This window comes from Gilliamella sp. W8126, assembly GCF_016102185.1.
Classification (GTDB): domain Bacteria; phylum Pseudomonadota; class Gammaproteobacteria; order Enterobacterales; family Orbaceae; genus Gilliamella; species Gilliamella apis_A.
This window is the reverse complement of record NZ_JACFPE010000005.1, coordinates 26,928-52,963: the sequence shown is the minus strand read 5'-3', so window position 1 is coordinate 52,963 and position 26,036 is coordinate 26,928. Positions and strand designations below refer to the sequence as shown.

Annotated in this window: 22 protein-coding genes, 2 tRNA genes and 1 pseudogene; 18 read left to right on the top strand and 7 right to left on the bottom strand. The window is 33.3% G+C overall.

Annotated features, from left to right (window positions below):
- Positions 1 to 113: 113 nt before the first annotated feature.
- Positions 114 to 2,417, bottom strand: coding sequence for a TonB-dependent receptor domain-containing protein (locus H3S74_RS09565; protein ID WP_198247758.1), 2,304 nt, complete (start codon positions 2,415 to 2,417; stop codon positions 114 to 116).
- 104 nt (positions 2,418 to 2,521) lie between these two features.
- Complete coding sequence (locus H3S74_RS09560; RefSeq protein WP_198247757.1) at positions 2,522 to 3,373, bottom strand: hemin ABC transporter substrate-binding protein; 852 nt, start codon at positions 3,371 to 3,373, stop codon at positions 2,522 to 2,524.
- A gap of 252 nt (positions 3,374 to 3,625) precedes the next feature.
- Between H3S74_RS09560 and hutW the strand changes: the two genes are divergently transcribed.
- From hutW to H3S74_RS09520, 8 genes are all read left to right on the top strand, one after another.
- On the top strand, positions 3,626 to 5,041 hold the full coding sequence (gene hutW, locus H3S74_RS09555) for a heme anaerobic degradation radical SAM methyltransferase ChuW/HutW (RefSeq protein WP_198247756.1): 1,416 nt from the start codon (positions 3,626 to 3,628) through the stop codon (positions 5,039 to 5,041).
- Between the two features lie 15 nt (positions 5,042 to 5,056).
- Positions 5,057 to 5,557, top strand: a complete 501-nt coding sequence (hutX, locus tag H3S74_RS09550) for a heme utilization cystosolic carrier protein HutX (RefSeq protein ID WP_110447703.1) — start codon at positions 5,057 to 5,059, stop codon at positions 5,555 to 5,557.
- Positions 5,558 to 5,574: 17 nt separating this feature from the next.
- The gene (locus H3S74_RS09545; protein WP_198247755.1) at positions 5,575 to 6,213 is read left to right on the top strand and encodes an NAD(P)H-binding protein; all 639 of its coding nucleotides are present in this window, start codon (positions 5,575 to 5,577) and stop codon (positions 6,211 to 6,213) included.
- Between the two features lie 23 nt (positions 6,214 to 6,236).
- A complete protein-coding gene (locus tag H3S74_RS09540) occupies positions 6,237 to 7,223 on the top strand; it encodes an iron ABC transporter permease (RefSeq protein WP_294883886.1) in 987 nt (328 codons plus the stop codon).
- A 13-nt stretch (positions 7,224 to 7,236) separates the two neighbouring features.
- A complete protein-coding gene (locus H3S74_RS09535; RefSeq protein WP_370547596.1) occupies positions 7,237 to 8,013 on the top strand; it encodes a heme ABC transporter ATP-binding protein in 777 nt (258 codons plus the stop codon).
- A gap of 88 nt (positions 8,014 to 8,101) precedes the next feature.
- Positions 8,102 to 9,103, top strand: a complete 1,002-nt coding sequence (gene zntB, locus H3S74_RS09530) for a zinc transporter ZntB (protein WP_181414658.1) — start codon at positions 8,102 to 8,104, stop codon at positions 9,101 to 9,103.
- Between the two features lie 426 nt (positions 9,104 to 9,529).
- Positions 9,530 to 9,724, top strand: coding sequence for a GNAT family N-acetyltransferase (locus H3S74_RS12715; RefSeq protein WP_110447707.1), 195 nt, complete (start codon positions 9,530 to 9,532; stop codon positions 9,722 to 9,724).
- Between the two features lie 189 nt (positions 9,725 to 9,913).
- Complete coding sequence (locus H3S74_RS09520; protein WP_110447708.1) at positions 9,914 to 11,830, top strand: DNA topoisomerase III; 1,917 nt, start codon at positions 9,914 to 9,916, stop codon at positions 11,828 to 11,830.
- 57 nt (positions 11,831 to 11,887) lie between these two features.
- Here the strand turns inward: H3S74_RS09520 and H3S74_RS09515 are convergent, their stop codons facing one another.
- Complete coding sequence (locus H3S74_RS09515) at positions 11,888 to 12,574, bottom strand: hypothetical protein (RefSeq protein ID WP_110447709.1); 687 nt, start codon at positions 12,572 to 12,574, stop codon at positions 11,888 to 11,890.
- Positions 12,575 to 13,272: 698 nt separating this feature from the next.
- Here H3S74_RS09515 and mgtA point away from each other — a divergent pair.
- Entirely contained in the window at positions 13,273 to 15,981 is a 2,709-nt protein-coding gene (gene mgtA, locus H3S74_RS09510) for a magnesium-translocating P-type ATPase (RefSeq protein WP_110447710.1), read from the top strand.
- Between the two features lie 384 nt (positions 15,982 to 16,365).
- Here the strand turns inward: mgtA and H3S74_RS09505 are convergent, their stop codons facing one another.
- Positions 16,366 to 16,581 (bottom strand): YdcH family protein, encoded by a 216-nt coding sequence (locus H3S74_RS09505; RefSeq protein ID WP_110447711.1) that lies wholly within the window; start codon positions 16,579 to 16,581, stop codon positions 16,366 to 16,368.
- A gap of 108 nt (positions 16,582 to 16,689) precedes the next feature.
- On the opposite strand from H3S74_RS09505, the gene H3S74_RS09500 reads away from it, so the two are divergent.
- Positions 16,690 to 18,207 carry a helicase HerA-like C-terminal domain-containing protein gene (locus H3S74_RS09500; RefSeq protein ID WP_110447712.1) on the top strand — a complete coding sequence of 506 codons (1,518 nt, stop codon included), beginning with the start codon at positions 16,690 to 16,692 and terminating at the stop codon, positions 18,205 to 18,207.
- A gap of 49 nt (positions 18,208 to 18,256) precedes the next feature.
- Positions 18,257 to 19,342 carry an AI-2E family transporter gene (locus tag H3S74_RS09495; protein WP_110447713.1) on the top strand — a complete coding sequence of 362 codons (1,086 nt, stop codon included), beginning with the start codon at positions 18,257 to 18,259 and terminating at the stop codon, positions 19,340 to 19,342.
- A gap of 285 nt (positions 19,343 to 19,627) precedes the next feature.
- Here H3S74_RS09495 and H3S74_RS09490 read toward each other — a convergent pair whose 3' ends face one another.
- Positions 19,628 to 19,912, bottom strand: coding sequence for a helix-turn-helix transcriptional regulator (locus H3S74_RS09490; protein WP_110447714.1), 285 nt, complete (start codon positions 19,910 to 19,912; stop codon positions 19,628 to 19,630).
- Positions 19,913 to 20,391: 479 nt separating this feature from the next.
- Here H3S74_RS09490 and H3S74_RS09485 point away from each other — a divergent pair, with 479 nt between their 5' ends.
- Positions 20,392 to 21,918: an MFS transporter gene (locus tag H3S74_RS09485; protein ID WP_110447715.1), complete on the top strand. Its 1,527-nt coding sequence runs from the start codon at positions 20,392 to 20,394 to the stop codon at positions 21,916 to 21,918.
- A gap of 153 nt (positions 21,919 to 22,071) precedes the next feature.
- Here H3S74_RS09485 and bcp read toward each other — a convergent pair whose 3' ends face one another.
- Positions 22,072 to 22,545 carry a thioredoxin-dependent thiol peroxidase gene (gene bcp / locus H3S74_RS09480; RefSeq protein ID WP_110447716.1) on the bottom strand — a complete coding sequence of 158 codons (474 nt, stop codon included), beginning with the start codon at positions 22,543 to 22,545 and terminating at the stop codon, positions 22,072 to 22,074.
- 69 nt (positions 22,546 to 22,614) lie between these two features.
- The gene (hemL, locus tag H3S74_RS09475; protein WP_198247806.1) at positions 22,615 to 23,907 is read right to left on the bottom strand and encodes a glutamate-1-semialdehyde 2,1-aminomutase; all 1,293 of its coding nucleotides are present in this window, start codon (positions 23,905 to 23,907) and stop codon (positions 22,615 to 22,617) included.
- Positions 23,908 to 24,065: 158 nt separating this feature from the next.
- Here hemL and erpA point away from each other — a divergent pair, with 158 nt between their 5' ends.
- From erpA to H3S74_RS09450, 6 genes and pseudogenes are all read left to right on the top strand, one after another.
- Positions 24,066 to 24,404, top strand: a complete 339-nt coding sequence (gene erpA / locus H3S74_RS09470) for an iron-sulfur cluster insertion protein ErpA (RefSeq protein ID WP_160408775.1) — start codon at positions 24,066 to 24,068, stop codon at positions 24,402 to 24,404.
- Positions 24,405 to 24,605: 201 nt separating this feature from the next.
- Positions 24,606 to 24,693 (top strand) — tRNA-Leu (locus H3S74_RS09465).
- Between the two features lie 17 nt (positions 24,694 to 24,710).
- Positions 24,711 to 24,786, top strand: a tRNA-Gly gene (locus H3S74_RS09460).
- 265 nt (positions 24,787 to 25,051) lie between these two features.
- Positions 25,052 to 25,231, top strand: coding sequence for an Arm DNA-binding domain-containing protein (locus H3S74_RS09455; RefSeq protein ID WP_370547594.1), 180 nt, complete (start codon positions 25,052 to 25,054; stop codon positions 25,229 to 25,231).
- Positions 25,206 to 25,391, top strand: a pseudogene (locus H3S74_RS12710) (DNA-binding protein); the annotation flags it as partial. The gene H3S74_RS09455 and the pseudogene H3S74_RS12710, both read left to right, overlap by 26 nt.
- 103 nt (positions 25,392 to 25,494) lie before the next feature.
- The gene (locus tag H3S74_RS09450; protein ID WP_198247752.1) at positions 25,495 to 25,983 is read left to right on the top strand and encodes a hypothetical protein; all 489 of its coding nucleotides are present in this window, start codon (positions 25,495 to 25,497) and stop codon (positions 25,981 to 25,983) included.
- Positions 25,984 to 26,036 lie beyond the last annotated feature (53 nt).

Genomic DNA, 26,036 nt, shown 5'->3' with positions numbered 1-26,036 from the left:
GTTAAGTCATCATTTGATGATAATTAATAATGAATTTTAGTTGTTATTTTTTTCTGAAAAAAACTATTTTTATCAACTCCACCAATTATCGGTGGAGTGATTATTTTTTAAGATTAAAAATCAATATTTAAACCTAATTGGAAAGTACGACTTGGTGCAGTAAACATATCTAGGTATTTATGATCTGATGTACTATATAATTTATTATTACTTAGATAATCCCAATATTTTTGATCAGTAAGATTGTAGATCCCACCATTTAGTTTCACATTTTTGGTAATATTGATATAACCTGTTAAATCGACAATACCATGACCAGCAATTCTAAAGTAATCATCTTTGGAATTAGGGATAGGTTTACCTTCATTGTTATAAGTTTCACGAGATGTAGCTTCCTTTTTTTTGCCTTTTTGGAAAGTTGCCGTAATTGCTATACCATAAAACTTATTTGGATCATCCCATGCTAAGCCGATAATGCTTTTTATTGGAGCAATAGAATCCATTTCAATATATTTATCCCCTAAATAACTCGATTTTGATTTGCCTTGGTTATAACCAATTGCGAATCTGGCACTTAAACCATTAACCGGTTCAATCCATTTTCCGATATTGAATTCACTGCTTAGTTCAGCTCCATAAATATAAGCTTTATCACGGTTCTCTGCTTGATAAACAATACGGTTACCAATGCCTAAAAAATCTTTTTTATAGCGAGTATAGGCGATGAAATTTTTATATTTATTATAAAAAGCTGATGATGAAAGTGTCACACCTGATACAGGTTGCCCTTTTAAACCTAATTCAAAGTTGTCACTAGTTTCGGTTTTAAGATTTGAATCACCAACTAATAAAGCAATACTGCTATGGGCTAAATAAGAGCCATAAAGTTGATTCTGATTTGGCATTTGTGCTGCACGTTGATATTGCAAATAGGCAGTAAAATCAGGGGTAATATCATACATAAATGACATCGAAGGCAATACTTTAAAATCGCTGTTACTATTGTATTGTTTACCTAACCGATTGCTATTAATATTCGTCACTGACATATTTTCAAGATTACGCGGTTTAGTATTTTGGTAAATGGCTCTGACACCAGGAACTAAATAAAAATTATTACTATCATTAACATTAAAGTTTATTCGATCTTCGAAGAAGCCACCGAGTTGATAACTACGACTATCGGCTTGTGGTTTACTATATGGACCATCGGGAAGAATAATGATATTTTCTGATTCAGCCGATGTAAAAAATGGTGATTCATCTTCACTCCATTTACCATTTAAACCAGCACTAATGCGTTGATTATCATAACTTTTGATTAAAGTGGTAATAAAGTTATAAGCTTTGGTATTGTAGTTCGTTTGGGTATTAAAATTACCTCTAGTTTTATGACGGAGGTCGGTACTGTCATAGACATGGGTTTGTTGATAATTCAACTGTGTGGTTAAACTATCAATCCAACTGATATTTGTCGGTTTCCATTGATCTTTAATTGCAAGATTGAAACGATTGTTTTTGCTTCTTTGTTTATCAAATGATTCAACTTTTTTACCATATCTATCCCAAGTATCATAATGAGCGTTTTTGGTTTTATTATTGTAATCAACAGTGGTGTTGATTAAATGTTCATTGGTCATTTGCCAACCAAAACCAGCTAAGATTGAATTAGAATGCCAATTTTCCGGATAGCTACTGATTGAATCGCCATGATTACGCGTTTGTTGCCCATCGCGTCGGCTTAATACTAAAATACCATTGAGATACTCATCACCACCAGCCATGGTTAAACCTTGGTGATAACTTCGGTCGGCACTGTCATAGTTGTTTTGAAAACCGAAATAGCTGGTTTTTCCTGGATAAAGATAATAACTGGCGGTTTTAGTTTGAAATGATACGGAGCCTCCTAAAGCATTGTTAGCGTTACTTACCGAGGTTGCGCCTGATTGGATATCAACTTTATTATACATATAAGTATCAATATAATCTCGTCCAATACCATAAGAACCAAATCCTGCCCGACCAACACCATTAACTCGACCTTGGGCAATAGGTAATGGCATACCATCAATATCGATTGAAACACGGTTAGCATCTAAACCGCGAATATTATAACCAGTAAATCCACCACGATCCCAACTGCTTTTACCACTACTTGAGCCGGAAATACTACCAGATGCTGATATCAGCGGTTGATAACGCATAATGGTGCCAAAATTAGTCCCACCATCACGGCGAATATCTTGCTCTGAAATTTCGGTATTTGTTCCGGGTTTTTTCGTTGCTTCATGAGCGGTAACGGTAATAGTATCAATATCGTTTTGCTCATTAGGTTTATCAGCAGCAATAGCAGGTAACGCTAAGGTTAAACCTATTGCTAATGAACTGGTATTTTTTAAAAATTTAAAATTTAACATTCTAGTCCTTTAATCGATAATGTAATAAATAACAAGAACGCTCATTTATTGCTTCAAATGATAAAAATATTAATAAAAAATATAAAAATAGTTATTCTAAAAATTTATTGAGGGTAAAAACCTTGAAAGAGTATTTTTACTGCATCATCTACTCTTGGGCCAATGCCGAACAAATAGCTATCATCAATAATGATAATTCGATTATTTTTAAATGCCTCTGTCTCTGAAATACCAGGAATAGTATTGATTTTATCTAAACCACCTAATTCATTGATTGAATGTGTGGTTAAAATAATAGCCTCTGGATTCATAGCAATTAAGGATTCAGTTGTATAAGTTTTAACACTATTATGAGTAGCAAGATTTTCACCACCAGCAATAGTGATTAAAGCGTCTGTAGTCGTATTTTTTCCTGCAATCAAAATGCTTCCCCCCATATTCATGATACACAACACTTTTATTTTATGTGGTTGCGTCGCTATTTGAGTTTGGATATTAGAAAGATTCTTTTTGATTTGATTGATTAGTTCTTGGCCTTTTTCTTGTTTATCCAATTTTACGGCAATCTTATTAATATTTTCATAAAGTAAATCAATTGTGGCTGGTACACGTTTCAACGCTAGAACAGCAACTTTTGCTTGGGTTATTTGCTGAAGAATATTATCGGTTTCAGTATCATTGAAACTAATAACTAGTGAGGGATTAAGATATAGTATTGACTCAATATTTAGTAATTTTAAATAACCAATTTGAGGAAGTTGTTTTACTGTTTGAGGAAAGTGACTGGTGCTATCAACACCGACAACCTGATCACCAGCACCTAGAGCAAACACAATTTCAGTCAGTGCGCCACCAGCGATAACAATTCTCTCATTTGCATAACTGAAATTAGTAAAGTTATGTACACTAAAAATGAATATGAATAATAAAATATTTGCCATAAATTTCTTTTTCATTCTGTATTTTCTCATTAAAAAGTTTACAAATAGACCAATCAATATATTGAAAATGATAATCATTATCAATATGTATTAATAATAATTTATAAGAAGTTTTTAAAAAATAGGAACTAAAGCTAAAATAATTTTATTATTCAAATAAATAGCAAATTCATATTACATAACAAATAAATAAATAATGAAAAAAATATTGATAAATGAGAATAATTATTATTTAATTCTGCAAGATTATTTTTATGAATGGAAGTTATGAAATCATTTGATGTAAGTGCCTATTACGCTTTAAATTCAGTTTTACCCTTTAAAGATCGTTGGGCTGTAATGCCATTACAAGCCAGTTTACCTGTTCCGCCTCCAGAATTAGAGCAACAATGGAATAACCTACTAAATTCAAATTTAGCTGGCAAAAAAAGGTTAATTTATCTACATATTCCTTTTTGTGATATTCATTGCCAGTTTTGTGGTTTTTATCAAAATCCATTACGTAAGTTTGATACCAAAACTTATATAGACTATTTACTACAGGAAATATCTTTAGAAATCAATAGTAAAGCAATGCAGTCGGCCCCAATTCATGCTATTTATTTTGGTGGTGGAACACCTTCAGCATTGGCGACTGGACAATTAGCTCGAGTAATTAGTTATTTTAAACAACATGCCCCTTTAGCGCCTGATTGTGAGATTACCGTAGAAGGTCGAATTTCTGATTTTGATGATGAAAAAATTGATAGTTATATTGAGTCTGGAGCTAATCGTTTTTCGATAGGTGTACAAACATTTAATACTGAAATTAGACAAAAATTAGGGCGCCAATCATCGGAAAAGGAGATTATTCAACGTTTCGAAAACATTGCTTCACGAGATAGTGTGGCACTAGTTTGTGATTTAATGTTTGGTTTACCTAATCAAACAACGGCTACATGGCAAAGAGATTTAGCAATTGCCGATCAACTTCCGCTTGATGGCGTTGATCTTTATTCTTTAAATCTTTTGCCAACTACTCCTTTAGCGAAAGGGGTTGAAAATAGAAGAATTGAATTACCATCGGTTATTGATAAATGTGGTTTTTACCATCAAGGTGCCGAGTATTTAGCTAAACAAGGCTGGACACATTTAACTAATGCTCATTGGGCTAAAACCAGTCGTGAGCGCAATTTATATAATTTTTTCATAAAGCAAGGCTCACATTTTTTTGGATTTGGTTCTTGTGCTGGTGGTAAATTAAATGGTCAATCCTATATGATCCATCGTGATTTAAATCAGTATTATGCATTATTAGACCAAGGTAAGAAACCAATAATGATGTTAACAGATAAACCATTACTTGGCGATTGGTTACATAAGTTACAAGCTGGCATCGAGAAAGGCCGAATTGATTTAACTCAGTTAACCGATCGTGCAGAATTGTTTGATCCACTAATCAAACAATGGCATGAAGTAGGGCTATTACAAAATGAAGATCACTGTTTACGACTTACCTTATCGGGACGATTTTGGTCGAGTAATCTATTACAAGCCTTACAGCAACTGTTATTACAACTTAATAATCCTGAACATCTCGAATTACAAAAACAAATGGCACAAGCTAGACAAACCATGCAAAAAAGTAATGGTGTAGCTAAAGCTCATCCTCATATGCAAAATATCCATTTAAAAAACAAATGATTAAAGGAAATTACTATGGCAGATAAACCAACTGTTTTAAATAATCTTGCAACTTATATGCAATCAAATCCAGAAGAATTATTAGAAAAAATCGCGCAAGATTATAAAGTGACACTTACACAAGTAATCCAAGCAATACCTGATGTTAAAATTGTTGATGGTAGCAATTTTGATATGATTTGGGAGGAGGTAACAACTTGGGGTGACGTATTATTTTTAATTCATACTGGGGATATTATTGCCGAGATTTCTGGAGAACTGCCCCCTGGAACGCATAGTCAAAAATATTTTAATTTACGTCATCAAAAAGGCTTAAGTGGTCATATCAAAGCGGAACATTGTCTACATATTGCGTTTATCGAACGAAAATTTATGAAAATGTCGACAGCATCGATAATTTTCCTTAATCATTTAGGTCAATCAATGTTTAAAATTTTTGTCGGTCGTGATGAAAAACACCAATTAAAAGCAGATCAACTTGAAAAATTCCGAGCATTAGCCGAAAAAATCAATTAATTTTAAGAATTATACAAATGAAAACATTAATTATTTTTGGTGTAAGCGCACATCTGGGTACTGGCTATCAAGTATCTCAATTAGTAAAACAATGCCATCCTCAGTGGCGTTGTATTGTATTAGTTCGAGATGCTTTATTTGCTAAACAATTAGCGGAACAAGGTATTGAAACTCATGTTGGTGATGCAACCGATAAAGAACTAGTTAAAAAGATCTGTCAGCAAGCAGGGCCTGAAGCTATTATTATTTCAACGCTAGGTGGTGAAACGGGGAATTATATTGCTCAACGTATTATTATCGATTGTGCTGAACAAGCTGGTGTTAAACAGATGCTTTTAGTCACTTCACTTGGTTGTGGCGACTCATGGATAACACTATCCCTACGTGCTAAACAAGCTTTTGGTTATGCTGTCCGGGAAAAATCACTAGCTGAAGTTTGGTTACAAACAAGTTTATTAAATTATGTGATTTTAAGACCTGGTGGTTTGCGTGATGGCGAGATAACCGGTAAAGGTCAGTGCTATACCGCTCAAGAAGTTCATGGCTTTGTATATCGAAAAGAATTAGCCAGAATAATCATTGATAAAATTGCTAATCAACAATTTGATAACTGTATATATAGTGTTGTCGACCCAAATCTAACAGTAAATTATTAGTATTAAATATATGAGGTTAATTGGTGCGCAAATCTAGCCAAGCAATATTATTATTGGGATTATTTATTTTGCTATTAATTTTAATGATCTATTCTGCAAACACAGGAGCATTAAAATTATCATTTACACAACTAATGAATTTGCCATTTGATGATCCTTTATGGAATATCTGGTGCAATATTCGCCTTCCAAGAATTATTTTAGCGATAATTGTTGGTATGGCATTAGCAAGCGCAGGAGCTGTGATGCAAGGGTTATTTAGAAATCCTTTAGCTGATCCTGGTTTGTTAGGTATTAGTAGTGGAGCAAGTTTAATGGTTGGTATGACAATTTTATTTCCTGCTGTTTTCCCGCCAATTATGATGCTTTACGGCAAAATGGTTGCAGCATTTGCTGGTAGCTTATTTATTTGTGCACTTATTTATCTTTATAGCCTTAATGAACAATGTAATCTAGCTAAAATGATTTTACTCGGTGTTGCTATTAATGCCATCATTGGGGCAGTAATGGGCGGCTTGAGTTATATCAGCGATGAATCTCAACTAAGACAAATTTCTTTATGGTCAATGGGCCATTTAGGTAAAGGTTCATGGGATCTGGTGATTGTGTCGCTATCGTTAATTTTTCCAGCATTATTGTGCTTAATTAAGCTAGCTCACCAGCTTAACATATTACAATTAGGTGATGAAGATGCCCATTATTTAGGCATTAATGTTGAACGCACTAAACGCTATCTTTTACTTCTTTGTGCTGTGTTAATTGGTACATCAGTTGCGGTAAGTGGCATCATTGCTTTTGTTGGTCTAGTTGTTCCGCATATGATTCGTTTACAAATTGGAGCAAATCATAAATGGTTAATTCCTGGATCTGCATTAGGTGGAGCCTGTTTACTTTTGTTAGCAGATACCTTAGCTAGGACGCTAGTTGCCCCGACAGAAATTCCTGTTGGTCTCTTAACGAGCCTTATTGGTGGTCCATATTTTCTTTGGCTTATTTTAAGACATAAATAATTGGTGGAACTTTATAGTGTTAATTGCTAAAAATCTGACATTTGCTTATAGCAGCCGTATGATAATTGACGATGTTTCTTTATCGATAAAATCTGGTGAAATTGTTATTATTATTGGCCCTAATGGTGCAGGTAAATCAACCTTGTTACGCCTATTAACTGGTTATCAAAAACCATCTTCTGGTGAATGCTATTTACTTGACCGTCCCTTGTCCCAATGGCCTCAGAAACAATTGGCTAAAACAAGAACAGTGATGCTGCAACAAAGCCAACTTACTTTTCCATTCAAGGTAAAAGAAGTTATTGCTATGGGGCGAGCCCCTTATGGTAAAGTCCATTTTAATGAAGCAATTGATGAAGTTATGTCACAAACAGATTGTTTGCAATTTGCTGAACGTGATTACCGAGGATTATCTGGCGGAGAACAACAAAGGGTACAATTAGCCAGAGTTTTAGCACAATTATGGCAACCGGAACCTAGTGAAAAATTATTGTTTTTAGATGAACCTACATCAGCTCTCGATCTCTATCATCAACAACATACATTACGATTATTAAAGCAATTAGCAGTTAAACAAAAATTAGCCGTTTGTTGTGTTTTACATGACCTTAATCTAGCAGCCTTATATGCGGATAAAATAATTTTGCTTAATAAAGGTAAAATTGTTGAACAAGGTGCCCCGTCACAAGTACTGACAGTGGAGAATATTCAACGTTGGTATGGGGTTGATTTAGGTATTTTGGTTCATCCTAGCCAATCATCAATACCGCAAATCTATTTGAATCCTTAATAGTAAAAAATATCGATTACTAATCATTCGCTGCATTTTAACGCAAAATCAGTATATAATTAAGCAAACTTAATAAATGGGGCTGATGATGACTAACGAAAATAGTGATAACTCTATTCTGGTTTCAGATCTACTTGCAGCACAACCTGTTTTTAGTTGCCAATTAGATGGTAAAGGAAAAGCAAATCCTTTAAACGATAAAACTAAAGCTTCTACTAAGCAACCATATTGGATTCATCTGGATTTTGCTAAAACTGAAACTATTAATTGGGTTAATCAAACAAATTTAATACCGGAACTTGTTAAACATGAGTTGATTAAAGCTAATCAATTTCCAAAGGAGATCCGTTGTGATTCAGGTATTTTAGTGGTCTTGAAAGGGGTAAACTTTACTCCAAATGAATTACCTGATCCTATTGTTACTTTTCGTTTTTATATCACCGATAATTTAATCATTTCAACCAGACATCAAAAAATAGATGCAATCATTAAATTAAAAGAAAATTTAGAAAAAGGTATTGGCCCTGTTGATGTTGCCGATTGGCTGATACAACTTTCAGAATTAATATGTGATCAAGTGAATTTATCTTTTGATGGTGTTCACAATAAAATAATAAAATTAGAAGATTTATTATTAAATCAGCGAATATTTTCCCATAAAGAAATCGGTAGGGTGCGCAAACAACTTTTCATACTGCGTCGTCTACTTTCGCCACAGCGTGATATTTTTGTAAAAATTTCCACCGAAAGAATATCTTGGATTGATGATAATGATCGTCAACGGCTTCATGATATTTCCAATCAACAAAATCATTATGTTTCTGAAATTGATAGTTGCCTAATCAGGATTGGTTCAGTTATGGAGCAAATAAATAGTATTTTGGCTGAATCGACCAATAAGCGTATCTATTTAATGTCACTATTTACCATTATTTTTACGCCAATTACATTTATAACAAGTTTACTTGGGGTTAATTTGGCTGGTATTCCTTTCAATGAAAAAGAGTGGTCTTTCATTGGCTTAATTCTACTATTAATTGTGATTAGCATAGTTTCTGTTTTATGGCTTAAGCTAAAAAAATGGTGGTAAAGGGACTGACTTTTAAAATAAATAAAAAATGGTAAATATTCATGAAATTAGGAATAAACAGAAAATAAAGTTGTTATTTGCAAGCGTACCACAAACACTTTTACCCGCTGATATGAAAAGAGATCTAAGCAATGCTTATATAGATAACAAATTACAAGATAATTCTGTAGTAATCAATATTGGTTGCTTGTTTTGTAGATGTTAAACCGAAACCTTAACTGATTAGTTATATTTCACAAAGATGTAATAAGGATGATACTAACATTGTTCCAATTAATAAATTATGGAAAATTTAATTGAAAGCACCTATAACTATAGTGATGAAAAAATAATTGGCTACAGCTTTCATATAAATCTGTTAATTACTATAAATAGATGAATCTTTATTCATGCAAAATTGCTGAAAAAATTATCAACTAAAACTAATTGCTAAATTATTTTCAGCAAATTCTTAGACTTGAATGGACTAAAAAGTTGTGTAACAATCTCAATTTCTATGCAAAATTGGTTAATGCTGGCGTAAGACTTCTCATTTTAACAAATGAAATTATAGTTGCAGATATATTATCTTATTTTGCTAATAATGAGATTATGAAAATAGACGTTGAATCTATAGAATAGGTGAAAGGCGAGGAGCGAGTGCTAATTAGTTCAGCAAAGCTGATCTTAGCTTGGTTACTAAATCATATATCATTTTATTGCAATGCAAGTAATCAGGCTGCTATTAAGCTTACTAGCAAATTAAGTTATAGTTTAAATAAACCAGATAATGGGTACGTCGTTTAAAATTTATGATTAATAATAATTATTATGCAATCTAATCAATCTTTTCGCTTATTTATTGCCGAAAAGCCCAGCTTAGCTAGGGCTATTGCTGATGTTTTGCCGAAACCTCATCAAAAAGGGAATGGATTTATAAAAGCCAGTAATGGTGATATTGTTAGTTGGTGTATTGGCCATTTACTAGAACAAGCCACACCTGAAGTATATGATGAACGATATAAAAAATGGGCACTTGATGATTTGCCTATAGTACCTGATAAATGGATATTGATGCCTAAAAGTAGTACTGAAAAGCAATTCAATATTTTAGTGGATTTGATTAAATCTGCAGATCAGATTGTTCATGCTGGTGACCCAGATCGAGAAGGGCAGTTATTGGTGGATGAAGTACTAAACTATTGTCAGCTAACCCCGGAAAAACGTAAAACTATCCAGCGTTGTTTGATTAGTGATTTAAATGCCAGTGCTGTTGAAAAGTCACTTGAACAGTTACGTAGTAATCAAGACTTTATTCCTTTGTCCACCTCGGCATTAGCTCGAGCGAGGGCTGATTGGCTGTATGGCATGAATATGAGCCGAGTCTGTACTCTGGTTGGTCAACGTAATGGTTATCGAGGCGTTTTATCAATTGGCCGAGTACAAACTCCTATTTTAGGCTTAGTCGTTAGGCGTGATTTAGAGATAACTCAATTTGTTCCTAAACCATTCTATGAAGTATTTGCTATATTGCAAACCAAACATAACGAAATATTTAAAGCCAAATGGCAACCAAGTGAAGCTTGTGCACCTTATCAGGATGAAGAAGGTCGTGTATTGGTTAAACGGTTGGCTGAAAATGTTTGCCAACGAATAAAAGATCAGTCGGGCATTATTGATAAAGTCAGTAACAAAAAGAAAGAATTAGCGCCACCAATGCCGTTTAATTTATCGGCCCTACAAATTGAAATGGCAAAAAGGAATGGTTTAAGTGCGCAAGAAGTACTTGATATCTGCCAATCTTTATATGAAAAACATAAGTTAATTACTTATCCTCGTTCAGATTGTCGTTTTTTACCAGAAGAGCATTTGAAACAGATTAATGGTGTAAAAGCTGCCATCGAGAATAATTGTTTAGAACTGCAAACTGCGGTTAATGATGCTGATTTCACTCTACGTTCTAAAGCATGGAATGATAAAAAAGTTGAAGCACACCATGCCATTATTCCAACTTTACGTAAAACCAAAATGGATAATTTATCTTCTAACGAGCAAGCAGTATATCAAGTGATAGCCACACAGTATTTGGCACAATTTTATCCTGTTTATAAATATGCCGAATTACAAATAGATGTTGATATTGGTGGTGGTAAGTTTACTTCTAAAGCCAATCAAATGTTAGATGAAGGTTGGAAAGTTTTATTTAGAAGTAAGAACTATCAAGCCGAGAGTGATAAAGATAGCAACGAGAATAATGGCTTATTAACCAAATTAGTTAAAAAAGGCGAATTGGTACAATGTATTGATACAGAGTTACTTAGTAAAGAAACACAACCTCCACGACCTTTTACCGATGCAACTCTACTTTCAGCAATGACGGGTATAGCAAGATTTGTTAAAGACCCTGAGATAAAAAAAATATTACGCGAAACAGATGGGTTGGGCACTGAAGCGACACGTGCAGGAATAATTGAACTTTTATTCAAACGGCAATTTTTGACCAGACAAGGTAAATCAATACGTTCAACACCAATTGGTCAAAATTTAATTCTATCATTACCTGAAAGTGTCTCAATGCCAGATATGACTGCACATTGGGAGTTACAACTAGAAGAAATCAGTAAAAAGGAGTTTAGCTATCAGCAGTTTATGCATCAATTAAATTCATCTTTGCTGAGTCTGGTTGAACAACTAAAACATTCACGATTGAAAATTCAATCTGTATCCCCAAATATGAAAAAAGGATAGTCAATAATATCGTAATTATTGATTATCCTTTTAATGGATAAATCCAAATAATTTTAATTAGTCTGTTGTTTCTTCATTTGCAACTTCTTGTGAAACGATAGACTCATTTAGTTCGTGATTTTCAGCAAGTATATTCGTAAATTCTTGATTTGCTCTGTTTAAAAAGTCACTATCTTTCAAAATTAAGCGATAAGTATTTAATCTTTTTAATGGTCCTTTAGCAAATTGACTAATTATAAAAATCATAATAAAAATTGTTAAAAGAGAAATAATCACATTAATAATCCAAGCTGATTTAAAGATAGTATGCAAATTGGTTATTAACATAATAAATGTAAACAGACAAACAGCGGAACTTAAAATTACCTCTTTAATTAAAAAAGGTTTTAGTAGCGTAATTCGATTTTGTTTGATAGCAAAATATTGAGTGAATTGATTTAATTGTAATAGTTCAATAATGTTATGTTTATCCGCATTAACCAATGAGATAGCAATTCTCTCTTTATTAATATTACCTGATTTATAGAAGCAGACTTTTTCCCAAATTAGTTTCTTCTTAATGTTATTTAAATAATCTTTTTGATAATTTGGTTGTGGTGCTTTTTCTAAAATATCTGCATATTTAATAATATTGTCAAAGTAGTTTTTTGGCGTGTTTTTTTTATAAATAAAGCCAACAAAAGAGAGTGTAAAAATAAGAAATAAATTAAACCAATTATCTTGTAATAGTTGTGTAAGATCCATTCAGATTAACCAATGTTGATGACAATTGGGCAATTGTAACTGATATTGTATAAAACAGGTATTAATTCTATACAATATTTTTTAATAACCGCATTATTAGTGCTGTTTTTAGGCAGTTATAAGTCTATTTTTACATATTATGTTGACTTCTTAAATTTAAAAGCGTATAAAGTGCTCGCCTTTGAGCTTTTCTTACTTTTTTAACTATAAGGTGGTTAAAAATGATGGTTAAGAAAAGTTGAAATACAAAGTGATGAGTTCAATTTACAGGAGAAATATGGACACTCAATCGGGTCACCCCAAAATGTGGGGAGATAAATTCAAATACATCATTATCGGTTAATGAACCTGTCTAAATAGTAATTTTTTCAGTTCACGAGCCGAAATTGATAAAAACGGTAACGGTGAACGATATGCAATTTTCTACACGCTATCACACAAACTCAAAACATCATTGTGCTCATAAAGTACTTTTACGAGTATTGTATCTTACTGATAAACATTTAGAGCCACCTAGTTGTATCTAATTCTTAATTAAATTTATTTTTCAATAATTTTATTTCGTGCCAAGCATTAGCTTTATTGGCTACTTATTGCTTTGCATTTAAATTTTGGTCAATTAAAACTTATTAATGCCTTGTTATGTTTAACTAAGGAATAGGTTTCTTTTGTCTAAAAAATATAGATAGGTACCAACTATGATTAAAAACAAATTTAAAGTAAAGACAGAAAATACTTTAACTATAAAAGCACTTGAGGAAGCTCAAAACAGTCTAGATAACATTTTATCTAAATTTCAATCAAGCCTTTCTGGTTTAACCCAAGAAAATGCAAAATCAAGATTGGAACAATATGGTAAAAATGAAGTAGCTCGGGAAAAAGTTCCTTCGGCTTTTGTTCAGTTGTTACTAGCATTCAAAAATCCATTTATTTTTGTCTTGTTGACATTAGCTATAGTTAGTTTTGTGACTGACTATTGGTTACCACTACAAAGTGGTGAAGAGACTGATCTAACAGGCATTATTATCATTTTAACCATGGTAACATTAAGTGGCTTACTCCGTTTTTGGCAGGAGTTTCGCTCAAATAGAGCTGCCGAGGCACTCAAATCGATGATTCGAACCACAGCTACAGTTCTACGTCGGCCAAATAAAAATATGCCAGCTGAACATATCGAAGTGCCTCTAAGTGATATTGTCCCCGGTGATATTGTATTGTTATCTGCCGGCGATATGATTCCAGCGGATATTCGTTTAATCGAATCAAGAGATCTATTTGTCAGCCAAGCAGTATTAACCGGTGAATCAATTCCAGTTGAAAAATACGATACCTTAGGTGCGGTATCACAAAAAACGTCAGAAGAAGTGAATCCATCTGAAATTAATAAAGATAATGTTCTTGATGTCAATAATATCTGTTTTATGGGTACCAATGTAGTCAGTGGCACTGCAAAAGCGATTGTTGTGGCAACTGGTGCAGATACACATTTTGGTTCGTTAGCAAAATCCATTGTGGGCTCCAGAGCTGAAACTTCCTTCGATCGGGGCGTAAATAGCGTGAGTTGGTTATTGATTCGCTTCATGTTAGTAATGGTTCCGATTGTATTATTGATAAATGGTTTTACTAAAGGTGATTGGGGAGAAGCTGTATTATTTGCCTTAGCAGTGGCGGTTGGTTTAACGCCTGAAATGTTACCGATGATTGTTAGCGCCAACCTAGCCAAAGGTGCGGTAGGAATGGCAAAACGCAAAGTGGTGGTTAAACGGTTAAACGCAATACAAAATTTTGGTGCGATGGATATTTTATGTACTGATAAAACCGGTACCTTAACCCAAGATAAAATTATTTTAGAACATCACTTAGACATTAACGGTCAAGTTGATCCATCTGTGTTACAACTTGCATGGCTCAATAGTTACTATCAAAGCGGAATGAAAAACTTGATGGATAAAGCAATCATCCGTTTTGCAGAAGAAAAAACCAGTGTTAAAAAAGTCGGCGTTGGTCTTTATCGTAAGATAGATGAATTACCGTTTGATTTTGTTCGTCGTCGTTTATCTGTAGTTGTGCAAGGCAATGATGATAATCACTTAATGATCTGTAAAGGTGCAGTTGAAGAAATGTTATCTATTTCGGATTTCGTTTATGAAAATGGTGAATATTTACCACTAGATGAAAAACGAAAACAAGCATTAATTGAACTGGCTCATAATTATAATAAAGACGGTTTTAGAGTATTAGCTGTTGGCGTCAAAGAGATTTCAGCAGAACAAACTAAAACGCAATACAATGTCCAAGATGAGAAAGCATTGGCTATTCGTGGTTTCTTAACCTTCTTAGATCCACCAAAAGAGAGTGCTTATGAGGCTATTTCAGCATTAAATGAACATGGTGTTGCGGTTAAAGTTTTAACTGGTGACAATGAAATTATCACTATTAAAGTGTGTCGTGAAGTTGGCTTAGAGCCCGGTATTCCTTTATTAGGTACTGAAATTGAAACAATGGATGATGCAGAGCTAAAAGTAGAAATTGAACAACGTACTATTTTTGCTAAGTTAACTCCGTTACAAAAATCTCGCATAATTCGATTATTACAAGATAACGGTCATACAGTTGGTTTTTTAGGCGATGGTATTAATGATGCTCCAGCGTTACGCGATGCCGATGTTGGTATTTCGGTGGATACTGCAACGGATATTGCTAAAGAATCAGCCGATATTATTTTGCTGGAAAAAAGCTTAATGGTATTAGAAGAGGGGGTAATATGTGGTCGTGAAACCTTCGGTAATATCATGAAATACCTTAATATGACGGCAAGTTCTAATTTTGGTAATATTTTCTCGGTATTAGTTGCGAGTGCATTTTTACCATTCTTACCAATGTTGGCGATTCATTTACTTATCCAGAACCTGTTATATGATATTTCACAATTATCATTACCATGGGATAAGATGGATGAAGAGTTTTTACAAAAACCACGTAAATGGGATGCACCAAATATTGGACGCTTTATGATCTGGATCGGTCCAACATCTTCCATTTTTGATATTACAACTTATGCATTAATGTGGTTTGTCTTTGGTGCTAATAGTGTAGCAGCTGAATCGCTGTTCCATTCAGGTTGGTTTATCGAAGGATTGTTATCCCAAACCTTAGTAGTACATATGCTAAGAACACAAAAAATTCCATTTATTCAAAGCACAGCAGCATTCCCAGTGATTGTTATGACTATGCTAATTATGGCGGTGGGTATTTATATTCCATTTTCACCAATTGGCAGCTTAATTGGTCTTCAACCATTACCATGGTCCTATTTCCCATGGTTGGTTGCAACATTATTGAGTTACTGTGTTGTTGCCCAAATAATGAAAAAGATTTACATCAAACGCTTTGGACAATGGTTCTAAAATAATATCCTTGATGTAAGTTATGCTTACATCATTAACTAAAAAATGTATAAATATCGAACTATTATGTTATAGTAATGACATCATTGAAAAAGCGATTAAACATTATTATTAATAAACTAATATTTATACATTTAATCAGCATCTTTAAAATATTTTAAGGAGCATTCATTTAACAATAACAACAAGAGGAGTAAAAAATGAAAACCCCACACAAAAATTTAATTACACTAATTAAAAACCGTAAATTGAAAAAAGCACAAGAACAAGTCAATAAACAATAAACGGTAGATTAGAGGCAAAAGATAAATTGAGATAAACCCCATAATTTGGGGTTTTTTTATAGCTTAAAGTAGAATTAATCAATATTATTGTTTTGAAATATCAGGCTGTTGCTTTTTTCAAAACTTCATAAATTTGGTCTTTTAATTTTAATTTCTGTTTTTTCAAACTTTCAATCGTTTCAGAAGTATCAACGGTAATACCCGTTTCAATATTCTTAATTTTTTGGTCGAGTTGATTGTGTTCTTCAAACAGTTTTTGAAAATGTAAATCAGTGTTTTTTAACTTAGAGATTAAATCACGATATTCTGGAAACATACTGCCCCCTTACAAGATGAGTTAAAATAATAACAATAGCAGTTATTACTATTTCAGCTTACAATATTCTTGATTGTTTTAATAGCAATTTTTGAACGGGAGATGTTTATGAGTGAAAAGATCGTTATTGCAAAAAGTGAAGGTAATGATTTATACATCCTTGCATCGTTGGCAAATCGCCATGGTTTAATAACTGGTGCGACAGGTACCGGTAAAACTGTAACCCTACAAAAGATAGCAGAAAATTTTTCGCAAATTGGTGTACCGGTTTTTCTGGCTGATGTTAAAGGTGACTTGACTGGCTTAGGAGAAAAAGGGGTACTATCTGACAAATTACAATCACGATTGGCAAATATAGGCGTAACTGATTGGCGCCCTGATTCATCACCTTTAGCGTTATGGGATGTATTTGCTGAAAAAGGGAACCCAGTTCGTAGTACGGTTTCCGATATTGGTCCTATTTTATTGGCTCGATTATTAAATCTGAATGATGTTCAATCAGGCGTTTTACAACTTGTATTTAAAATAGCGGATGATAATGGTCTGTTATTGCTTGATTTTAAAGATTTACGCACTTTAATACAGTTTATTGGTGATAATGCCAAAAAATTTACTACACAATATGGCAATATTAGCGCCTCATCAATCGGTGCGATACAACGAGGATTATTATCACTTGAACAACAAGGTGCCGAATTCTTCTTAGGCGAACCTATGTTAGATATTAATGATTTACTACAAGTTAATGAACACGGTCGTGGCATTATTAATATTTTATCGGCAGATAAACTTTATAATTCGCCTAAACTATATTCAGTATTTTTATTATGGTTATTATCTGAATTGTTTGAGCATTTACCGGAAGTTGGCGATCTTGATAAACCGAAACTGGTTTTCTTTTTTGATGAAGCTCATTTATTGTTTAATGATATTTCCCCAGCTTTATTAGAAAAAATCGAACAAGTTGTTCGTCTTATTCGTTCTAAAGGTGTTGGTATTTATTTTTCAACACAAAGTCCAACAGATATTCCGGAAACTATTCTTGGCCAGCTAGGTAATCGCGTTCAACATGCATTACGAGCTTTTACACCTAAAGATCAAAAAGCGGTTAAAGTAGCAGCGCAAACCATGCGAGCCAATCCAAACTTTGATACAGAAAAAGCGATAATGGAACTTGGAGTTGGTGAAGCATTAATTTCATTTTTAGATGAAAAAGGGCGTCCTAATGTAGTACAAAGAGGGATGGTAATTGCTCCAGAATCGAAAATGGGAACCATGACTTTAGAAGATCAATTAGCAATAATCCATCAATCCCGCTTTTATTCTAAATATTCAAACACTATAGATCGTGAATCAGCTTATGAAAAACTCAAACAAGGTTTCACGATTAATAGCGAAAATAATCAATATTCTGCAGAGATAAATTCAGAGCAGAATCAATCAAATAATGACCAACATGGTGGTGTAATGGATTTTCTAGGATCACTAATTTTTGGTTGGAAAGGCGCTAAAGGCGGGCAACATGATGGTGTCGTGCAAAGCGTAGCTAAAAGTGCTACTAGGCAAGTCGTTAATCAAATAGGCAGGCAAATTACTCGAGGGATATTGGGTGGTTTTAAAAAGTAAGTTTAATTAACAACAAATAGACTAATAAAACAACAAGAAGGAGTTATAGATGTTAAAATTGTTTATTGAATGGTATAAAAAACGCTTTAGCGATCCTCATGTGGTATCGTTACTGATTGTTATCATTGTGTTATTTTTTATCATCTATTTCTTCAACAAAATTTTACTACCTATCTTAATTGCGATTGTTTTATCTTATCTACTCGATAGGCCGGTTAATTATTTGCAACGCAAAAAGGTTCCTCATACATTAGCCGTCGTGATCGTGCTGCTACTATTTATGTTTGTCGGATTAACCGGCATTATGATTTTGTTACCGCTAATTTGGCAACAAAGTGTTAGCTTAATCACTAATATTCCCAATATGTTGAATTTTGCAAATAAATTTATTACATCTTTACCAGAACACTATCCTGAATTAATTGATGTTGGTCTATTCGATTCAATAATTCAGAGTATAACCAGTAGAGTTGTGCAAACAGGCAATTCACTATTACAGTTTTCAATTAGTTCTTTATTTAGCTTAGTTTCAGTGGCCATTAATGCAGTTTTAGTACCAATTATTATGTTTTTCTTATTGAAAGATAAAGCGAAAATATGGGGTTACTGTTCTAAGGCATTGCCTAAGAATCGTACCATATTAAATAAAGTCGCCTCTGAAATGGATATGCAAATTTCCAACTATATAGTCGGCAATGTTTTACACATTGTTATATTAACTATCTGTGTTTATATCCCATTTTGGTATTTTGGTTTAGATTATGGCTTATTATTAGCTGTTTTAGTTGGCCTTTCCGTACTGATCCCTTATATTGGTATTATTATCTCTAGTATTCCGGTGGTATTAATCGCACTCTTTCAATGGGGCTTCACGGCACAATTTGGTTATTTAATTTTCTTCTATATTCTAATTCAAGCTCTTGATGGTAATTTATTGGTTCCCTATCTGTTTTCTGAAAAACTCAATCTTCATCCATTGGTTATTATTGTTGCTGTTATTATATTTGGCGGCTTATGGGGATTTTGGGGTGTATTTTTTGCCATACCGCTTGCGACATTAGTTAAAGCTATTATTAATGCATGGCCAAATCTTGAAGAGATAAATAATATAAAAAGCGAAAAAAAAGCCGATTAATTGGATAATCGGCTTTAGTTGAAAAATTAATAATGGTTTGGTTGGCTTTGATTTAGACTAATTAGAGGATCTCTTTTTATTGCCTCTTATATATTGAAATTATTTAATAGGAATACTGTTTTTTACTTTCTAGATTATTCAAAAAGCTGTATTGTCAGTTTTTGAATATTTTACAGATGTATAAACTCTTTGAAAATAAAAGGTTTTGCGAAAGTTAGTTTTTTTTAAAAAAATAATTTTTAAAATGTTATTGCTAAATATTACTATAAGAAAACTTTAATTCTTTTACATAGGTTGCCAGTTAGTCGAAATTAATTCCAATAATCCAGGAAACTCTTTTTCAATTTCCTCGCGTCTTAAAGTTGCTAGAGAACAATTTCCCCTGTCTACCTGTGATATCAGTCCTGCCTCTCTTAAGATTTTGAAATGATGTGAGCGAGTCGCCCTTGTTAATTGCAATCCAAATGATGTGCAATGTCGCTCAGCTCCAGGTTCATCTTCTATTAGACTTTTAATGATCAATAAGCGATTAGGATCGCTTAATGCTTTAAATATTTGAATTAAATTCATTTTATTCTTATAACTTCATTTTCTTATTTAATTAAAATTATACTTTCGTCAAAAAATAATCATTAATATCAAAAAAAATTGACATGAGCAAAAAGCAGATTAATAATATTCATGTTCGATAATTATCGAACCTATCATATTAATGGAACGTTATCTGCCGATAGTATTATAAGGTCATTAAAACAGAATTAAAATTTTAAGTATATTGCTTGAAATAGTAAAGGAATAAAGACTATGTTGAATAAAACTAGGTAAAAGTTTTAAATTGCAAAGTGTAATAATCAAGGAAATAGTCATTTTTAACGAATACAAAACCTAAAGTCCTAATTATTATCTATTGCTATGTTATTTTGGCAAGTCTACATTCCTAATGCATATGCTTTTTTGTATTAAAGAATCGTTTTTTGATGCTCTCTAATAGATTACCCATTCAGATTTAATTTTTAACCAGTTATAAAATATTTCTAGAGAATTGACATATGAACTCAAGAATTGAAAACTCTAAAAAAACCATTGTTTTAACCTCCATATTACTAGCTGTATTTGTAGTGCCAACCTCCATTTCAGGAACGGCAATTGCTTTGCCTTTTATTGGTGCAAATCTTTCTGCTAACTCAACCTCACTACAATGGATTGTTAATAGTTTTAATTTAACTTTCGCTTGTTTTACTTTATTGTGGGGAGCATTTGCTGATAATTTTGGTCATAAAAGAGTCTTTATAATTGGCGCCATGGTTTACACAATTGCTTCTTTATTATCCTCTATCTCTATCAACCCTCTAATGCTGGATATAGCTAGAGGCTTCGCAGGTGTTGGTGGTGCAGCTATATTTTCATGTGGAAGTGCTATACTCATCAAAACATTTAGTGGTGAGAAGAGAACTAAAGCTTTTGCATTTTTTGGCACCACGGCAGGTTTAGGGATTACATTTGGACCAACAATTTCTGGGTTTTTATTGGATATATTTAGCTGGCGTGCTATTTTTATATTACATACTGTTGTCTTGACAATAGTTATATCTATGACGCCAGCTATTACTAAAGATAGTTTAAATAAATATAAAACTCCATTTGATAAAATTGGTTCAATAATTTTCACTATAGCTTTGTTTTTGTTGATGCTTCTTATTAGCAACAGCACTGAACAAGGTGGGGTAAATTTAAAAACCTTACTATTAATAGCTATGACGATTCTTTTGGTCTTTACCTTTGTAATTTATGAAAAATCTATTACCAATCCAGTCTTGAATCTCAATTTATTAAAAAATAAAAAATACATGGGGTTGATTCTTGTGCCTGTTGTTGCAAGTTTTAGCTTTGTTACTTTGCTTACCTATTACCCAAGCTATTTAACGGGGGTGATGCAATTTAGTCCCACTTATGCTGGTATAATTATGATCACATTGACGGTCCCTGTGTTATTTTGTCCTTTGCTTGCTGGAAAAATTGTTTCATGTGGTATATCTGCAATATCTATTATTATTGTTAGTTTAGCTTTAATGATTTTGGGCGCAATTTTATTATTTTTTGGTGGTGGTGTTGATGGGTTAATATATCTGATCTGTTTGGCCTTATTTATGATTGGAACAGGTATGGGGCTAACTGCAGGACTTGTTGATGGTCTAGCGTTAAGCTGTGTTAATCCTGACCAGACCGGTATGGCTGCTGGCTTATTAAACACCTTCCGATTAGGTAGTGAAGCTATCGCTGTTGCACTTTATGGCTCATTATTATCTGTTAAGCTTAATGATGTATTACCAAATCTATTAATAAAATATAGTTCATCAGTCGATGAAATCAATGACTGGATAACTTCTGTGGCTAGTGGGAATCTTGCCTTACCACTATCTAATATTCCGACAGATATGCAGTCAATTATGCTTAGTGATATTATTGGTAGTTATCATAAAGCCTTTAATGGTACTTTAATTATATTAACCATTATCAGTGTAATAATTAGTTTATTTTGTTTACTGCTTTTGAAAATAAAAGAGAATTTAGATTAAATAATGTATAATTTTTAGAATAAATATTGATAATGACAATGGCGATTTGTCGTTATGAGCTGATTATTGATGGTTGATCAAATTTTGCAAAGATAAATAATATGAAAAGCGAAAGAAAGCCGTTTAATTAAATAATCGGCTTTAGTTGAAAAATTAACAATGGTTTTTAAGATAATCTAAAACCACGGTATGATGATTGGCGGTTTTGAAGTCATCGAAAACTTTTTCGATCTTACCATCTTTACCAATCAAGAAACTTATGCGGTGAATTCCGTCATAAGTTTTCCCCATAAATTCTTTTTCACCCCATGTACCAAATGCTTCGCAAGTTTTATGATCTTCATCGGAAAGTAGGGTGAAATTTAATAATTCTTTATCAACAAAACGTGATAATTTTTCTGGTTTATCTGTACTAATACCAATAACAACTACATTATATTTTTTAAAATCGTCAGCACTATCACGTAAATTACACGCTTGTACTGTACAACCTGGTGTCATCGCTTTTGGGTAAAAATAGAGCAAAATTCGCTGACCTTCAAAATCATTGGAACTTACTAGTTCACCATCTTGGTCAGGTAGAGAAAATTGAGGTGCTTCTTCACCTTCTTTTATCGGATTAACCATAAATTTATTACCTATGTTTTAGTTTAAAATTTTAATCGCTATGGGTATAAATTACTTTATTTTATCAACTTAACTTAAATTTTTAAAAAAATGACTAGCTACATCAATCGTATGATTGATTTCTTTATCTGTGTGCCTAAGTGACATGAAACCTGCTTCGAAAGCGGATGGTGCAAAATAAACACCTTCAGCGAGCATATGATGATAGAATTTTTTGAATAATTCAATATCACAATTCATAACATCTTTATAACTGCTCACTTCTACAGCATTTGTAAAGAAAAAACCAAACATAGCTCCGGCATGATTGACAATAAAAGGAACATTGAAACGTTTTGCAGCAGATAACAGGCCATTAACTAAGTAAGAAGTTTTCTCTTCTAATTCCTGATAAATACCAACATCCATCAATTTTTTCAAAGTAGTATAACCGGCAGCCATTGCAACTGGATTACCGGAAAGCGTTCCCGCTTGATAAATTGGGCCAGTTGGTGCTAATTTTTGCATTATTTCCGAACGTCCACCAAAAGCACCGACCGGCATTCCGCCACCAATGATTTTACCTAAACAAGTTAAATCAGGAACAACGCCATAGTATTCTTGAGCACCACCTAAAGCAACTCTGAAACCTGTCATTACTTCATCAATAATAAGTAATGCACCATAATTGTCGCATAAGCTTCTTAATCCTTGTAAAAACGCTTTTTTAGCTGGTACACAATTCATATTACCAGCAACTGGTTCAATAATTATTGCCGCTATTTCGTTGGGATACAGCTCAAATTGTTTTTTGACGGATTCTAAATCGTTATAATCACAAACTAAAGTGTTTTTAACAAAATCTTCAGGAACACCGGGTGAAGTAGGGTGACCAAAAGTTAGTGCTCCGGATCCAGCCTTAACTAATAAATAATCCGCATGACCATGATAACACCCCTCAAATTTAATAATTTTATCACGGCCGGTATAACCCCGAGCAAGGCGAATAGCACTCATAGTCGCTTCAGTACCTGAATTTACCATACGCAGCATCTCAATAGATGGCATCAGCTCAGTCACTAGATTGGCCATTTTAGTTTCAATCTCAGTTGGCGCACCATAGCTTAATCCATTGCGTACCGCATTAATAACAGCATTGGCAACATCAGGGTCATTGTGTCCTAAAATCATCGGCCCCCACGATAAAACATAATCAACATAAGCTTTTTGATCTACATCATAAATATAAGCACCATCAGCTCTTTCTATAAATAATGGCGTACCACCAACCCCATTAAAGGCTCGTACAGGTGAGTTAACACCACCAGGCATAAAAGCTAATGCTTCACGGTAAAGTTTTTCAGATTTAAAGGTGTTATGCATAATCATGATTATCTCTATAATTAAGGTTGTGGTATTTATTCACAAAATTAAGCTAAATTCAAGCTAGCTAACGCAAATTTATCTAATCGACGTTTTCGTTTTGTATTTTCTTTTTTCAAAGGTATATAATATAACAGTAATAAAAGTAGGAGAATAAAATGAGCGATGCGTTACCAATTAACTTTACTGATGCGGCAGCAAATAAAGTTAAATCTCTAGTAACAGAAGAAGAAAATCCGAATCTAAAATTGAGAGTCTATATAACTGGTGGTGGTTGCAGTGGTTTTCAGTATGGTTTCACATTTGATGAAAAAGTAAATGAAGACGATCTCGCTATCGAAAAAAATGGTGTTTCTTTGGTTATCGATCCGATGAGTCTGCAATATTTAGTTGGTGGCACCATAGATTATATTGAAGGTTTACAAGGTTCACGGTTTGTCGTTGATAATCCGAATGCAACTACTACTTGTGGTTGTGGTTCTTCTTTTAGTGTTTAATTTAAGTCAGATTATTAATCAAAATTTTGATTTTTAATCCTAGAAAAACTGAATTTTAAGGGAATTGATTAAAAATTCCCTTAAATGTGACAAACATTGAGCAATTAGACAATTATTTTAAATTTTCTATTGACGTAAAAATTAAGATCGGTAAAATGCACAGCATCCAAAACGCAGTTACCTTTCGGAACTAAGTTTTGAGCCCGGGTGGTGAAATCGGTAGACACAAGGGATTTAAAATCCCTCGGCCTTTTTGGCCGTGCGAGTTCAAGTCTCGCCCCGGGCACCATTTAAAACACTTCTTATGCGGGAATAGCTCAGTTGGTAGAGCGCAACCTTGCCAAGGTTGAGGTCGCGAGTTCGAACCTCGTTTCCCGCTCCAATTATTAATCTACAGATGTCCAAAACGTCTGCAAGTTACAGATAATCAAGGCGTTACGTATTTCATTTTTCCAAGCAAAGCCATTGAAGTACGCTCAAATGTACTACGTTTAAGTACATCTTAAAGTGTATCGTTTTTCAAGTTAAGTACTTCGGTACTCATTATCTAATTTAGTCTGATTCTACTTCATTTTGTCGTAGGTCGACCTCTTGATGTTTTCTATTTTTTACTTTCTTTTTTCGTTTTTATCTTTTATCAAGAGGATATGAGTATGAGTCGTTTAACGAATTTAGGTATTCGCCTCGCCAAGGCGAAGTCGTCTGTATATACGCTGTTTGATGGGCGTGGTTTGGGGTTACGGATTGAACCCAGTGGCGCTAAGCGCTGGCATTTTCGGTTTTATTGGCAATATAAGCAGCGTATTTCGTTTGGGTTTAACGGGTAAGATTTCACCCCATAGTATACGTTATACCTTTACTTAAGAGCAAATAGATCACTACCTATAACAAGGCTATAGCGAACAAGAAGCATTGGCTAAAGTGTCGATGGATTTGGGGCATGGGGATGGGCGTGGGAAGTATGTAAAGCAGGTGTATGGTACTTAATTTTTTGTATCTATTAAATTAAGCTAATATATTTCCATATTATTGAAATAGTGTAAAAATAGTTCATACATTATTTTTTTATCATTACAATATTAGGATTGTTATGCTTACTATTGAACAAATAACAATTGAAGCAAAAAAATTTAGAATACTATTAGAGAGTAATAAAAATAAAGATGTTCCTCTTTTGCTAGACAGCTTTCCCATCATGTCTTGCAAACTTACATCCTTACTTTTTTGCTATCATATTTTGTATAAATGGAAAAATGAAACAATTTATGGCGTGTGTGGTTTTGCAAAAAATAAAAACAGAGAAGAAACAATTTCACACTATTGGCTTGAAATAAACGATATAGCTGTTGATTTAACAGCAGACCAATATAATCTAATTGACGATAATGAGCTTAATAAGAAAATTCTACAAAGTAGACCATTTAAATCAATATATATTGGGAAAGTCGGTACAACTCCACAATATAAAATATTTCGCATACATAATAAGGATGAATATGTATACGGGCTTCCAACTATCAGTGAAGATTTTATTGATAATTTAAAAATGAGCTATAAAAAACTAGGGCCGATGGGATAGACTATAAAAAAACTATATCCACTTACTTTGTTCAACGACCGTAAATATAAACT